The 13,054-nt window shown below is 60.1% G+C and carries 14 protein-coding genes and 1 pseudogene; 5 read left to right on the forward strand and 10 right to left on the reverse strand.

What is annotated here, in order from left to right:
* Positions 1-14: 14 nt before the first annotated feature.
* Entirely contained in the window at positions 15-968 is a 954-nt protein-coding gene (locus ACI514_RS14465; protein ID WP_160057297.1) for a class I SAM-dependent methyltransferase, read from the reverse strand.
* An 11-nt stretch (positions 969-979) separates the two neighbouring features.
* The gene (locus ACI514_RS14470) at positions 980-2,356 is read right to left on the reverse strand and encodes an iron-containing redox enzyme family protein (protein WP_160057296.1); all 1,377 of its coding nucleotides are present in this window, start codon (positions 2,354-2,356) and stop codon (positions 980-982) included.
* 312 nt (positions 2,357-2,668) lie between these two features.
* Here ACI514_RS14470 and ACI514_RS14475 point away from each other — a divergent pair.
* Positions 2,669-3,126, forward strand: a pseudogene (locus tag ACI514_RS14475) (REP-associated tyrosine transposase).
* Positions 3,127-3,134: 8 nt separating this feature from the next.
* On the opposite strand, the gene ACI514_RS14480 reads toward ACI514_RS14475, so the two are convergent.
* Positions 3,135-3,896 carry a tellurite resistance TerB family protein gene (locus ACI514_RS14480; RefSeq protein ID WP_405124133.1) on the reverse strand — a complete coding sequence of 254 codons (762 nt, stop codon included), beginning with the start codon at positions 3,894-3,896 and terminating at the stop codon, positions 3,135-3,137.
* 259 nt (positions 3,897-4,155) lie between these two features.
* On the opposite strand from ACI514_RS14480, the gene pcsA reads away from it, so the two are divergent.
* On the forward strand, positions 4,156-4,878 hold the full coding sequence (gene pcsA, locus ACI514_RS14485; protein WP_105709010.1) for a phosphatidylcholine synthase: 723 nt from the start codon (positions 4,156-4,158) through the stop codon (positions 4,876-4,878).
* A gap of 125 nt (positions 4,879-5,003) precedes the next feature.
* Here the strand turns inward: pcsA and ACI514_RS14490 are convergent, their stop codons facing one another.
* Together ACI514_RS14490 and ACI514_RS14495 are read right to left on the reverse strand one after the other, a co-directional pair.
* Positions 5,004-5,816: a class I SAM-dependent methyltransferase gene (locus ACI514_RS14490; RefSeq protein WP_405124134.1), complete on the reverse strand. Its 813-nt coding sequence runs from the start codon at positions 5,814-5,816 to the stop codon at positions 5,004-5,006.
* 33 nt (positions 5,817-5,849) lie between these two features.
* On the reverse strand, positions 5,850-6,122 hold the full coding sequence (locus tag ACI514_RS14495; protein ID WP_405124135.1) for a DUF4242 domain-containing protein: 273 nt from the start codon (positions 6,120-6,122) through the stop codon (positions 5,850-5,852).
* Between the two features lie 225 nt (positions 6,123-6,347).
* Between ACI514_RS14495 and ACI514_RS14500 the strand changes: the two genes are divergently transcribed.
* The gene (locus ACI514_RS14500; protein WP_405124136.1) at positions 6,348-6,809 is read left to right on the forward strand and encodes a GNAT family N-acetyltransferase; all 462 of its coding nucleotides are present in this window, start codon (positions 6,348-6,350) and stop codon (positions 6,807-6,809) included.
* A gap of 17 nt (positions 6,810-6,826) precedes the next feature.
* On the opposite strand, the gene ACI514_RS14505 is transcribed toward ACI514_RS14500, so the two are convergent.
* From ACI514_RS14505 to ACI514_RS14515, 3 genes are read right to left on the reverse strand one after another with little or no spacing between them, the layout of a single operon-like run.
* The gene (locus ACI514_RS14505; RefSeq protein WP_405124137.1) at positions 6,827-8,038 is read right to left on the reverse strand and encodes a cytochrome c biogenesis protein DipZ; all 1,212 of its coding nucleotides are present in this window, start codon (positions 8,036-8,038) and stop codon (positions 6,827-6,829) included.
* A 37-nt stretch (positions 8,039-8,075) separates the two neighbouring features.
* Entirely contained in the window at positions 8,076-8,456 is a 381-nt protein-coding gene (locus ACI514_RS14510) for a hypothetical protein (protein WP_160057289.1), read from the reverse strand.
* A gap of 29 nt (positions 8,457-8,485) precedes the next feature.
* Positions 8,486-8,749, reverse strand: a complete 264-nt coding sequence (locus ACI514_RS14515) for a DUF2790 domain-containing protein (RefSeq protein WP_405124138.1) — start codon at positions 8,747-8,749, stop codon at positions 8,486-8,488.
* A 298-nt stretch (positions 8,750-9,047) separates the two neighbouring features.
* On the opposite strand from ACI514_RS14515, the gene ACI514_RS14520 reads away from it, so the two are divergent.
* Positions 9,048-9,788, forward strand: coding sequence for a response regulator (locus ACI514_RS14520; protein ID WP_007919579.1), 741 nt, complete (start codon positions 9,048-9,050; stop codon positions 9,786-9,788).
* Complete coding sequence (locus tag ACI514_RS14525) at positions 9,785-11,092, forward strand: ATP-binding protein (protein ID WP_405124139.1); 1,308 nt, start codon at positions 9,785-9,787, stop codon at positions 11,090-11,092. The genes ACI514_RS14520 and ACI514_RS14525 overlap by 4 nt, the downstream gene beginning before the upstream one ends.
* A 66-nt stretch (positions 11,093-11,158) precedes the next feature.
* On the opposite strand, the gene ACI514_RS14530 is transcribed toward ACI514_RS14525, so the two are convergent.
* Both ACI514_RS14530 and ACI514_RS14535 read right to left on the reverse strand, forming a co-directional pair.
* Complete coding sequence (locus ACI514_RS14530) at positions 11,159-11,911, reverse strand: DUF2063 domain-containing protein (RefSeq protein WP_405124140.1); 753 nt, start codon at positions 11,909-11,911, stop codon at positions 11,159-11,161.
* Positions 11,904-12,743 (reverse strand): DUF692 domain-containing protein, encoded by an 840-nt coding sequence (locus ACI514_RS14535; protein ID WP_160057285.1) that lies wholly within the window; start codon positions 12,741-12,743, stop codon positions 11,904-11,906. Before ACI514_RS14535 ends, ACI514_RS14530 begins: the two co-directional genes overlap by 8 nt.
* Between the last annotated feature and the right edge of the window lie 311 nt (positions 12,744-13,054).

The raw sequence follows: 13,054 nt of genomic DNA on the forward strand, positions 1-13,054 counted from the left end.
CCACCTGCCTTGTTTCAACCCATTCGGGTCACGGTCAGCGCCACCACTGCGATGCGGTCGACTCGTTGATAGCCGGGGTTGAGCAACTCTTCGCCGAAGACATCCGGATCGAGTTCGCGGTACGTCCAGCCGAAGCGCTTTTCGTCGAGTCGCGGTAGCACGGTGTCGAGAAACGGATCGCGACCATCGACCATCGCCACGCCCGTGTAGAGCAGCAGCGAGCCACCAGGTGCCAGCCGATTCAGTGCCTGCTCGACGATGCGCAGCGACAACCCTGCCCCAAGCGTGCCGCCACCATGGCGATAGGCGCGCTCGGCCGGATCGGCCATGTACGGCGGGTTGGCGACGATCAGGTCGAACTCGCCGTCGACGCCCTGCAACAGATCACTGGCGTGCGCTTCAACGTTGGCAACTTCCGCCAGCGCGGCATTGATAGCAGTCAGACGCAGCGCGGCAGGGTTGATGTCCAGCGCCAGCACCTGTGCCTCGCGACGGGCGCGGCCGATGAGAATCGCACCGACGCCAGCCCCACAGCCGATGTCCACCGCGCGATGGATCGGCGCGAAGTTTTGCTGCAGGTGAGTGTGGATCAGTTGCGCAAAACGATAGGTGTCAGGGCCGAAAAACACCGCATCAGCCGCCTCGGTGGGGAATGCCGAATGCACGAACAGCAAATCATCCAGGCTCGACCAGCGCACGCGACTCTTCAGGTGGCCTTCGTAATTATCAATGACCTGCGCGTCGTGCAGTTGCCGCTGCTCATCGGCCGACAACAACCCCGGCGCGAATGGCCGCGACCAGCCGAACACATCGCGCAAAGAGTCGGCCATCTGACCCTCGTCACGCTGGTTGACCCTTTGATGGGTCAACGGCGTCGGGGTGGTGAACCGATATCCATCTGCCAACAAGCGCCGGCCGAGGTGCAGCAGCACAAGATCGTTGGGGCAGAGTTGTTCTTCCTGATTCATCGGCAAGGTCCTTAAGGCAAGCGGGATTTGAGTTCGATAAAACGCCGGGTAGCGAGCAGTCCGGCCGGGTGTGCATGGCGGGCCGGGGCGAGCCAGGGGATCAGGATCGCCATCTGCGCCAATCCGTCCTGACCTTGCAGCGCGGCGTCGAGTGCCTGTACATCGGGATCCTGTTCAAGCCCTTCGATGGCCGCTGCGGTCTGACTGTGCCGTCGAGCGGGTTTGGTTTTATCCGAAGAGGTCCAGTCACCCGCAATCCAGTCGTGCACCAGTTGTTTCTCGTAGGCATTGAACACGCCAAACATCGCCGCACCGTCGCCCGCGATCAGCTGCCAAAAGCGGCTCGCCTGCGGGTCTTCGTGGCGTTTGATCCAGCCTTTGTTCTGCAATGCCTGCAGAAATCCGGGCAATTGCTCCGGTGCAGCCAGCCACTGATTGACGGTCTGCCCTTCGAAGCGGCAGTAATCGGAATGCATGTGCTGGGCGAACGGACACTTGCGTTCGAGCATCGCCAGCAGCTCCCGCTCAAGGTCGAAACCTTCGATGATCGCGCGACTGCCCTGCCCCAGATCGTTGAGTCGATAGCCCAGCGCTACCCGGCGCAGAAATTCGCCGCGATCGGCCTCCAGCGGCAGCAGATCGAGCGCCGCCTGCACAGCCTTTTGCGCATGGCCGGTGCTGGCGTTGTCGATGGTCACATGCAGGGTGAAATAGTAAGGATCGATGCCCAGTTCGCTGAGTTCGTAGCTGCTGATCAACAAGTGCAACGGCAGCTGTTCATAGCCGAGGTTGTAGCCGATCACTTCGGGCAAGTAATCAGTGCCACAGACACCTAGGGCTAGTTGTATCGCGCCTTGCAGGTAGCGTTCATCGTCGATGGCGTTGCCATCCTGCAAATCGTGCTCGGCGAGCAATTTCTGGTAAATCACCACGTGATTTTGCGCCGGATTGCCTTCGCCCAGTTCTTCCAGAAAGGTGCGCAGCAAGCCTTGGAAACGCGGGTCCTGCCAGCGCGGCAAGAGGCCAAAAAGCCAGGCGCCGTCGACCAGTTTGGTCGGCGCCACCGCTCGCAGGAAATACAGCGCCTGCGCTTTGCCACGGAAGAATTGCCGAGGCCCGCCGGACTTGCGTTGTTGCAGATAGTCGGCGTATTGCCGGGCGACATCGGCGCAATGTTCGGCCACCCAGGCGTGCCACGTCGTCGGGTCTTCAGGAAGAGCATCGGTGAGGGGCGCGGCGTGTTGCAGTTGCTCCTGCAAAAACGCCTGCGCAAGCTCTTGGGGATTGTCATCGCGCAACAGCGCTTCATAGACCTGGCGGATATTCCCGGCGGCATTCATAAGATGCGGTTGGGCAGGCGCGGCCTGCAGGTTTGTCAGGACAGTCATGGCAAAATTCTCGGTCGGTTGGCAGGACGCTGTTCCACACGCCTCTACAGCAGCAGAGAGGCGGCGCCTGTGAAAAATTCAATCGACGTGAAAATTGCCCGGACGGACGGCCGTCAAATGCACTGAAACACCGTGTAGGAGCTGCCGAAGGCTCGAGCCGCGATCGGACGATCTTTTGATTGTGATTTCAAAAACAAGATCAAAAGATCGCAGCCTTCGGCAGCTCAGGGTTACATCGTGCAATGGGTTGAGTTCGCGTAACGGTGAGGGATGGCTAACGTTCAGGGACGATGTTTTTGGGAGGGCAAAGGAATGCCTGTTGCTGCAAAGGCGTGTGGATTACGCAAGGGACGCTATAGCGAGGATGGACGTATTTATCTGCTTACCGCCGCCGTTCACGAACGTCAGTCGGTGTTTTCGGATTGCGTTTGGGAAGACTGCTGGTAGAGCAAATGCGTGCAGCCAATGACGAGGGAATGGTTCAGTCGCTGGCGTGGGTGGTGATGCCGGATCATCTGCATTGGCTGATTGAATTGAAACAAGGTTCATTGGCAGCGCTCATATGCCGCGTGAAATCGCGCAGTTGTCGTTCGATCAATCTCAAGCGCGGCAGTCAGGGACGGTTATGGCAACGCGGTTACTACGACCGCGCGTTGCGTCGCGATGAAGATCTTAAAGCGGCGGCCCGATATATCGTTATGAACCCGAAACGCGCCGGATTGGTTCGGCGTGTGGGGGACTACCCGTTATGGGATGCAATCTGGTTTTGATGTTGCTTTCAGGCCTGGCCCTTGGCTTGCTGCTCCAGATGCACCTGCAACTGCGGGTCGATATTCAACGCTGCTGCCAGCTCATCCAGATAACTGCGCTCGGCGTCCTGCTGGTCGTCCACCAGCATCACGCTGGCCAGGTACATTTCGGCGGCGACGGCTGGGTCACCGTTTGCCGATTGCGCTACTTCCTCAGGATCCAGCGGCTTGGCGACTTCGGCATTGAGCCATTGCTGCAACTGCGGATCGTCGGTGTGTTTGCCGATTTCGCTGCTGATCAGGTGTTTCTCGGATTCATCGATACGCCCGTCAGCCTTGGCTGCTGCGATCAACGCGCGCAATACCGCGTGGCTGTGTTCTTCAATCTCCGGGCCAGCCAGGAGGTTAGCCGTTTGCGGTGTTTGTTGCGGTGCCGAGCTGGCCTGGCTGCGTTGCCAGGCCTGATACGCCTGGAACGCCATCATTCCCAGCGATGCCAGCGCCGCATAATTGGTACCGCCGGAACGACTTTGCGTACCGCCCCCGCCGCCCAGTGCGCCACCGAAGGCGCCGCCCAGCCCTCCACCGGCACCGCCGCCGAGCAAACCACCGAGCAAGCCACCCAAGCCGCCAAGTCCACCGGCAGATCCGCCGCCGCTGGCCGCGCCCGAGCCGCCACCGAGCAGCCCACCCAGCAACCCACCCAAACCACCGCCGGCAGACGCTGAAGATTGTTGTCCCGCCGGGGCCTGGCCTCGCAGCAGTTGTTCAAGCAAATCGCTGGTGTTCATGACGTCATCCTCAAACATTGGCAGTGACTGCGTCTGGCAACGATAGACCCCTTAAGCCATAGCGCCAGCACCGTTTGGCTGACACTCAATGCCTTGGCGGATTTCGCCCGCGTATTTTTTCGCCGGCCAGCTAAGATTGATCATTGGTGAACCTTATCCCGGCCAGACCGGTCGATAGCTGCAACCCCGACCCGGTTTGCCGGCGCCCTGTTACTCAAGGGTGATACCCGGCTTGCTTCACTTTCTGGAGAACGCCCCCGTGATATCGACCGTACACATCGCCAGGCTCAAAGCATGGGGCGCCCATGGTTTTACCGCGACTGGCGTGGTCACTGCTTTTCTGGCCACCCTCGCCCTGTTGGAGAACCAGCCGACCCACTGCCTGATGTGGCTGGGCGTAGCGCTGATTGTCGACGGCCTCGACGGCGCGCTGGCGCGCAAGGTCAACGTGCAGTCGGTGCTGCCGAGCTTCGATGGTTCGATCCTCGATCTGGTGATCGATTACCTGACCTATGTATTCATTCCGGCACTGTTTATCTATCGCTACATTCCGTTGCCCGACTACACCCTGCTGCTGACCGTGTCGCTGATTCTGGTGTCGTCGCTGTTCTGTTTCTGCAACGTCAACATGAAGAGCAAGGACAACTACTTTGTCGGGTTTCCGGCGGCGTGGAATGTGGTCGCGCTGTGCCTGTACATCATCGGCCCGGGGCCGTGGATCACTTTTCTGACGGTGATTGGCCTGGCGTTGCTGACGGTGACGCGGATGAAATTCCTCCACCCGTTCCGTGTGCGCCGGTTCATGCCGATCAACATTGCGGTGACGGCAATCTGGCTGCTGTGCAGTTTGTCGCTGGTGCTCAACCACCCGGTGATCAACCCGTTGGTAATGGGCTTGTGGTTGCTGATGTCGGCGTATTTTCTGGGGATCTGCATCTGGCGCACGGCGCTGGAGTGGTTTGAACGGCCGCAGGTGAAATAGGCTCCAGAGCCCAACACAAATCCATTGTAGGAGTGAGCCTGCTCGCGATCGCGGTCTGTCAGCTGAATATTTTTTGACTGAAAGACCGCTATCGCGAACAGGCTCACTCCTACAGGGATCTTCATTCAGCGTTTAGTGATCACCACCTCCAGATATTCACTCGGCACCACCAGCGACTCCTCCCCTGCCCGGTTCAAACGGTTTAGCAAATCCGCCAGATCACTTTCCAGCGCCTGCCCGCTCTCCGGCGGCAGTGCCGCGAAGGCCTTGTGCACCGGCCCGTACCAATGGCGGAAGATGTCGATGAAATGCGCGGCCGAGCGATAGCGGAAGTTGAACTCGCGCCGCGTCACACGCAGCAGAAAATCGCGGTCATCGAAATGTTTGTGCAGCCACGCATCGGAGCCCCAATTCGAGGGAGGTTGTGCGCCGGCAGGTGGTGGCAGATGCCGGCCGAGGTTTTTGAACATCTGGCCGACGAAACCTTCCGGCGTCCAGTTGGCCAGACCGATCCGCCCGCCACGGCGACAAACCCGTCCCAGTTCGGCGGCAGCCTTGTCCTGATCCGGTGCGAACATCACGCCAAAGGTCGACAGCACGGCGTCGTAGCTCTCGTCGGCGAACGGCAGCGCTTCGGCATCGGCAACCTGAAACGTCACGTCCAGATGCTCCGCGCGGGCACGATCCTGGCCGCGTTCCAGCAGCGCCGCGACGTAATCGGTCGAGGTGACCAGGCAACCGCGCCGCGCCGCCGCCAGCGTTGCATTGCCATTGCCGGCAGCGACATCCAGCACCTCCTCGTCGCAACGCAGGTCGCAGGCTTCGGCAAGGTTTTCGCCAACGATTTGCAACGTCGTGCCAATCACGGCGTAGTCGCCACTGGCCCAGGCGATTTTCTGGCGTTCTTTCAAGGCAGTCAGATCAATCGGGGTACTCATAAGCGTGAACTCCGCTGCGGGTGGGGTCGGTGATCATTCGGCCGTCGTCGGATCGATGACCGTCATCACCCGCGCCACACTGTTGGCAGGAAATCCTCCAAGCCTGGCGTGTTCGCGTACCTGCTCTTCGTCAGGTGCGATGTACACGCAATAGATCTTGTCAGCGGTAACGTAGCTCTGCAGCCACTGCACTTGCGGACCGAGTTCACGCAAGACATCACAGGACGTTTTCGACACGGCTTTGAGTTCTGCGTCCGACAGCTTCCCGGCCCCTGGAATCTCGCGTTCAATCACGAATTTCGGCATGGCAACCTCGCGTTCTTTTTATGTGGCAAGGCCGGCAGTGACCCTGCTCCTGCACTATCGCGCCGAGTTCGGCCGGCGTCCCTGCCAATCGTCTGGCAAGCCCGGAAAACCGAGGGTTTGCCGATGAGTGGTGGATATCTGTAAAGCGTCTGGAACACCTTGACGATTGCCAAGGTTCGGAGATTGGTTTCTGATGCGCTCTCGCTTCTGGAACGGACTCGACTGATGTCACTGAAACTCGATTGGCTCGCGCACCACATGCACTACAGCGACCGTTATGCTCAATGGATCCACGAACAATTCCCCTACGAATACGTCGATCACCCGCTGGCCGAATGGCAGCGTGAATTTGCCGAGGGCCAAAGCAATGGCGACTGGTCCTGCCTGATCGCCATGGACGGTGATCATCTGGTCGGCGGCGCCGCGCTGGCACGCGATGACCTCGCCCTGCGGCCCGATCTCGGACCTTGGCTGGCCTGCGTGTTCGTCAGCCCTGAAGCACGCGGGCAAGGTCTGGCGGAGCGTTTGATTGCAGGGATTTGCCGAGAGGCGAAAGACTGCGGCTTTGCACGCCTGTATCTGCACACGCAGAACAAGCAGGACTACTACGCCAAGCGCGGCTGGCAAGTCCTGGAGCGTTTTCGCGCCTGGGACAACGAACAATGGCTCATGGTGCGTGACCTCTGAACCATTGCCTTTGCTGATCAAGCGGCAGGCGCTTTCGCCTCTTGCAGCAATTGCTGGATCATCTGCTCCTGCGCTTCGTAGCGACCTTCGCCGAAGTGGCTGTAACGCACTTGCCCTTTGGCGTCGATCAGGTAATGCGCCGGCCAGTATTGATTGTCGAAGTTGCGCCAGATCGCATAGTTGTTATCGATGGCCACCGGGTAAGTAATGCCGAGTTTTTTCACCTGATCCCGGACGTTGTCGATGATCCGCTCGTAGCCGTATTCCGGGGTGTGGACACCGATCACCACGAGCCCGTCCTTTTCGTATTTCTTAGCCCAGTCCTTTACGTACGGCAAGGTGTGCTGGCAGTTGATGCAGTCGTAGGTCCAGAAGTCCACCAGCACCACTTTGCCGCGCAGTGACTCAGCGCTCAGCTCGGGCGAGTTCAGCCATTGCACTGCGCCGGCCAGCGACGGCATCGCGCCTGTGCCCTCCTCCATCGGCGAGTCCGCACGGACTTTGCTGACGAAGTAGTCGACCACTTTCGGCACGTTTTCCAGCACGCTTTTCTCGACGCTGGCCACGCCTTGGGAGGACGTGTTCGCCAGCAAGGTTTTATCGAAGCCAGTGGCAATTACCGCCGCCGTCGCGAGTACCGCAACACCGGCACCACGACGCAACCAGCCGGTGAACGGAATCGACGGTTTCAGGCGATTGACCAAGCCGCGTCCGATGAAGATCAACGTACCCAGCGACAATGCACTGCCGGCGCCGTAGGCCAGCAGCAACAGGCTAGTCTGCGCGTTGGCGCCTTGCAGCATGGCCCCGGTGAGGATCACGCCGAGAATCGGTCCGGCGCACGGAGCCCAAAGCAGTCCGGTAGCCACGCCGAGCATGATCGAAGCCATCGGTCCGGCCTTTTTCCGCATGCCCGGGTCGAGACGGTTGCCGAGCATCACGAACGGTCGCGTCAGCCAGTCACCGATGCGCGCCGAGATCAGTGACAGGGCGAACACGCTCATTACGATCAGGGCGACGTAACGTCCGCTGTTGCTGGCCTGGATCACCCACTCGCTGCTGACCACGGCCAGGCTGGAGATGAGCGCGAAGGTCAAGGCCATGCCGCCGAGGGTCAGCAGTATCGAAGCGCGGCTGCGTTGGGCGCCGGCAAACAGAAACGGCACCACCGGCAGAATGCAGGGGCTGAGCACGGTCAGCAGACCGCCGAGAAATGCGATGAGGTACATAGTGAGTCACCCTTGATCAATGAATGTGACGAGCCATTCAGACGCTCTGACTTTCCAGCCAATGGCTCTGCGGCGTACGGCTGGCGCCGTTCTCGGCAAACATCTGGCCCTGCGGCGTGCGGCTGGAGCCATCGGCGGCAACCATCTGGCCTTGTGGCGTGCGGCTGGAACCGTCTGCAGCAACCATCTGGCCTTGTGGTGTACGGCTGGAACCGTCCGCGGCAAACATCTGGCCCTGTGGCGTGCGGCTGGAACCGTCCGCGGCAATCAAGCCGTCGCTGCCCTGCTTGGCCACCGGAGTCAGTTGGAAGCAGGCGCTGCTGTGGCAGCTATGCTGTTCAACCGCGGCGTTGGCATGGGCGGCGACGCCGGCGAGAGAGAAAGCGATGGCGGTCAAAAAACGCGATACGTTGTTCATGGCTGTTTCCTTCTATAAAGAGTGATGGCTTAGTTGTCGTTGTTGCAGCCGTCGGCGAATTTGCTGTAATCGAGTACGCGGGTCTGACCGGCCGAATCGAGGTAGGTCATGCGCGCCTCGACAATCCCGCAATTCACTGAATTGTCCTGTTTCAGCGAGATCACTTTCTGGATATCCAGGTGGGTGCCGTAGGTGTAGGTTTGCGCGGTGACATCGGCTTCGGCGCGGGCCGACAGCGTGCAGATGTTCAGGGCGGCAAACAGGCAGGCGGCAATTACGGATTTGTCATTCATGGCGTGTTCCTCAAGGCTTCAGTGGGGTTTGAGCCGAGGCGATCTGTGTGGGCCTCGATGGAGCCTATTTGAGGCTCGCGAGGTATCGCGTCTGTGTCAGGAACAGGCGCGTTTCAATCGCTGTGTATCCCTGCCATCGGGGGATACACAGCGATACAAAACCCTGTAAAAATCGCGTTTTTGCGTCTCCGTGTATCCGCCGACATGGCAGATACACTGCAATACAAAGGCAGGCAGGCGAGCCACTGAAGGCTCTATAGACTGCACGGCATTCCCCTTCTGACTGAGGCTTGAACCGATGGATCATGTCGATCACATTCTCATCGTCGACGACGACCGCGAGATCCGTGAACTGGTAGGCAACTACCTGAAGAAAAACGGCCTGCGCACCACCGTGGTCGCCGATGGCCGGCAGATGCGCAGCTTTCTCGAAGCCAACACCGTCGACCTGATCGTGCTCGATATCATGATGCCCGGCGACGATGGCCTGCAGCTGTGCCGCGAACTGCGCGTGGGCAAACACAAGGCCACGCCAGTGTTGATGCTGACCGCACGCAACGATGAAACCGACCGCATCATCGGCCTGGAAATGGGCGCCGACGATTACCTGACCAAACCGTTCGCCGCCCGCGAATTGCTCGCGCGGATCAACGCCGTGCTGCGCCGCACGCGCATGCTGCCGCCGAATCTGGTGGTCACCGAGGCCGGTCGCTTGCTGGCCTTCGGCCGTTGGCAACTGGACACCTCAGCCCGTCATCTGCTCGACAAGGACGGCACCATGGTCGCCCTCAGCGGTGCCGAGTATCGATTGCTGCGGGTTTTTCTCGATCACCCGCAACGGGTGCTCAGCCGCGATCAACTGCTCAATCTAACGCAGGGCCGTGACGCTGACCTGTTCGACCGCTCGATCGATTTGCTGGTCAGCCGTTTGCGCCAGCGTCTGCTCGATGATGCGCGCGAGCCGGCCTACATCAAGACCGTGCGCAGCGAGGGTTATGTGTTCTCGTTGCCGGTCGAAATTCTTGGTGCCCCGGCATGAGCGTCAATCTGCACTGGCCACGCACCCTCGCCTCGCGCCTGTCGCTGATTTTCCTGATTGGCTTGCTGCTCGCTCAGGCGCTGTCGTTCGGCGCGCAGTATTACGAGCGTTATCAAAGCGCGAAAAACACCATGCTCGGCAATCTCGAGACCGACGTGTCGACTTCGATTGCGATCCTTGATCGACTGCCTGCCGAAGAGCGCCCTGCCTGGCTCGAGCGTCTGGCGCGAAAAAATTACGGCTACTTGTTGAGCGAAGGCGAACCGGGCACGCCGATCGAGGTCGGAAATGTGCCGGTGGCCGTTACCTCGATCACCGAAGCCATCGGTGAACGCTATCCGCTGACCTTCACCGATATTCCCGGGCCGAAGAAACACTTTCAGGGCCATCTGCGCCTGAGCGACGGCAGTCCAGTGACCATCGACGTGCGCCCCGCCATGGTCCCGTTATCGCCCTGGTTGCCGGTGGTTTTGCTCGGCCAACTGGCGCTGATGATCGCCTGCACCTGGCTGGCGGTGCGTATTGCGGTTCGCCCGCTGACCCGTCTGGCCAACGCCGTGGAAACCCTTGACCCCAACGCCCACCCGATCAACCTCGACGAAAGCGGCCCGAACGAAGTGGTTTACGCGGCACGTGCATTCAACACGATGCAGGCGCGCATCGCCGCTTACCTCAAAGAGCGCATGCAACTACTGGCGGCGATTTCCCACGACCTGCAAACGCCGATCACGCGGATGAAACTGCGCGCCGAGCTTATGGACGATTGCGCTGAAAAAGACAAACTGTGGAATGACCTCAGCGAGATGGAACATCTGGTGCGCGAAGGCGTGGCGTATGCGCGCAGCATCCATGGCTCGACCGAGGAAAGTCGCCGCACCAACATGGATTCGTTCCTCGAAAGCCTGGTGTTCGACTATCAGGACATGGGCAAGCAGGTGCAACTGGTCGGCAAGAGTGCGGCGGTCATCGACACCCGTCCTCATGCGTTGCGCCGGGTGCTGGTGAACCTCACCGATAACGCGCTGAAGTTCGCCGGCGCCGCCGAAGTCTGGGTCGAAGCCAACAAAGGCAACCTGGCAATCACCGTCATGGACCGTGGCCCGGGCATCGCCGATGCCGAACTGGCGCAGGTGCTGCAACCGTTTTATCGCGTAGAAAATTCGCGCAATCGCGACACCGGCGGCACCGGACTGGGACTGGCCATCGCCCAGCAGCTGGCGATGGCGCTGGGTGGTTCGTTGACCTTGAGCAACCGCGAGGGTGGCGGATTGTGTGCGGAACTGAAACTCCCCCTGCACCCCTGAGAACAGCGAAAGTCCTTGTGGGAGCGAGCTTGCTCGCTCCCACAGTGTGCGGCGCAATATTAGTACTCAAGGTGCCAGACCGATCACTTGGTCCTCATGCATCTGGCGCAACAACACCAGGCCGTTATCCATGAACGAATTGCTGGCGGGCTGCCCGGCCTCCTGCGCCAGAGCTTGCAACTGCTCGCGCCCCGTCAACGACGCAAACTCAGTGATGCGCTGCAGCAAGCGCCAAGCCAGCGGACTCAGTTCGGAAAACTTCATACTCCAGTCTGCCGTACGCCGCACCAGCAACAGCGTCGGTTGCGCCGGGGGCGTGGCGGGTTGATGGTGCGGATCGAGTTCGTGCACCGGCCAGACATACGCCAACGGCCAGGCCAGTGCCGAGATCAGCAACGGGCGTTCCAGCAATAACGCCGGATCGGTCGGCAGCAGCGCTTGGGCATCAGATTGCTGCAAAACCATCTCAACCCATTCGTAATGTGCCAGCTCCAGCAAAAACGCCGGCCACTGACCTTCGCGCAACACCTGTGGTTGCGTGGCCAGGTAGTCGAGAAAGGTTTCGGCAATCTCGCCAAACTTCGGCGTCTGCGCCCGCCAGTCGCGCAAAAAGCCGCGCACCAGCAGACCCCAACGTTTCTCACCGACGATGCGGATCAACACCGGAAACGTGCCGCTCAACAGTTGCGATACGTTGTTGAACACCAGATCGCGATAGACATTGACCCGCGCCGCGTTCATCTCGGCCGGCGGCGATTGATGGTCGGGATCGCGCAAGTATCGGGTCAGTGCCTGTTGTTGCAGTATCAGGTTATCCACGATGGTCGCCCCCCGCCTGCAAGTGGCGAATGGTTTGCAACTCAGCGACCAGTTCGGAAAACGCCGGGAAGTTGAAGTCCCGCTCAAGCAGCGTTGGCTGCGCGCCAAACCGCCTGTAAGCCTCCGCCAGCAGAGACCACACGACCGGTTTGACTGAGGCCCCATGGGTGTCGATTTTCAGCGTGTCGGACTCATCAAAATGCCCGGCCACATGCATGCCGACCACCCTGCTCGGCTCGATAGCGGCGAGAAACGCTTGCGGATCAAATCCGTGGTTGATCGCATTGACGTAGACATTGTTGACGTCCAGCAGCAGATCGCAATCGGCCTCGCGCAACACGGCGTTGGTGAAGCACACCTCGTCCATGTCCTGACGCGGTGCGGCGTAATAGGAGACATTTTCCACGGCCAGACGCCGGCCGAGAATGTCCTGAGCCTGACGGATCCGTGCGGCGACGTGGTGCACCGCTTCTTCGGTAAACGGCAATGGCAGCAAGTCATACAGATGCCCGTCATCGCTGCAATAACTCAGGTGTTCGCTGTACAGCGGCACGTTGTAATGGTCGAGAAACATCCGCACTTCCTGCAAGAACCCGACGTCCAGCGGCGCCGGTCCGCCAAGTGACAGCGACAAGCCGTGACAGGACAACGGGTAGCGTTCGGCCAGTTCACGCAACGCCGCGCCATGAGCGCCGCCAACGCCGATCCAGTTCTCCGGGGCGACTTCGAGAAAGTCGAAAGCGCCGGTGCGGGCCGCTTGCAGGTCTTTCAGCAGGCCACGGCGCAGGCCGAGGCCGACGCTCGGTTGCAGTGATGAGACAGGCGTTTGCATAGGGAGTACCTCAGCAGTGGGTTTTCTCCAGTTGAAGCGCTGGCTGTATCGCTGGTGTGTACAACTGAATAAACATTTGCAGCCCGATGTATCTCTCAACAACCGCGATACACAGTGATACACGCCAAAAACCTGTGGGAGCGAGCCTGCTCGCGAAGACTGCTGAACAGTCGACAACGATGTTGACTGTACTGGCCTCTTCGCGAGCGGGCTCGCTCCCACAGGTTTTTTCAGTGTTTACAAATACAGCGGCAGTCGCGGACCGGGGCTAGACTCCTTTATTACCCAGTCGAGGGGGACGCAGGACGTCA

Origin of the sequence: Pseudomonas sp. M20 (assembly GCF_045037865.1) — a bacterium.
Classification (GTDB): Bacteria; Pseudomonadota; Gammaproteobacteria; order Pseudomonadales; family Pseudomonadaceae; genus Aquipseudomonas.

Excerpts from the sequence above, each read along its gene's own strand:
- ACI514_RS14465 (WP_160057297.1), bottom strand. The coding sequence starts at position 968 with ATGAATCAGGAAGAACAACTCTGCCCCAACGATCTTGTGCTGCTGCAC.
- ACI514_RS14470 (WP_160057296.1), bottom strand. The coding sequence starts at position 2,356 with ATGACTGTCCTGACAAACCTGCAGGCCGCGCCTGCCCAACCGCATCTT.
- ACI514_RS14480 (WP_405124133.1), bottom strand. The coding sequence starts at position 3,896 with ATGAACACCAGCGATTTGCTTGAACAACTGCTGCGAGGCCAGGCCCCG.
- ACI514_RS14490 (WP_405124134.1), bottom strand. The coding sequence starts at position 5,816 with ATGAGTACCCCGATTGATCTGACTGCCTTGAAAGAACGCCAGAAAATC.
- ACI514_RS14495 (WP_405124135.1), bottom strand. The coding sequence starts at position 6,122 with ATGCCGAAATTCGTGATTGAACGCGAGATTCCAGGGGCCGGGAAGCTG.
- ACI514_RS14500 (WP_405124136.1), top strand. The coding sequence starts at position 6,348 with ATGTCACTGAAACTCGATTGGCTCGCGCACCACATGCACTACAGCGAC.
- ACI514_RS14505 (WP_405124137.1), bottom strand. The coding sequence starts at position 8,038 with ATGTACCTCATCGCATTTCTCGGCGGTCTGCTGACCGTGCTCAGCCCC.
- ACI514_RS14510 (WP_160057289.1), bottom strand. The coding sequence starts at position 8,456 with ATGAACAACGTATCGCGTTTTTTGACCGCCATCGCTTTCTCTCTCGCC.
- ACI514_RS14515 (WP_405124138.1), bottom strand. The coding sequence starts at position 8,749 with ATGAATGACAAATCCGTAATTGCCGCCTGCCTGTTTGCCGCCCTGAAC.
- ACI514_RS14520 (WP_007919579.1), top strand. The coding sequence starts at position 9,048 with ATGGATCATGTCGATCACATTCTCATCGTCGACGACGACCGCGAGATC.
- ACI514_RS14525 (WP_405124139.1), top strand. The coding sequence starts at position 9,785 with ATGAGCGTCAATCTGCACTGGCCACGCACCCTCGCCTCGCGCCTGTCG.
- ACI514_RS14535 (WP_160057285.1), bottom strand. The coding sequence starts at position 12,743 with ATGCAAACGCCTGTCTCATCACTGCAACCGAGCGTCGGCCTCGGCCTG.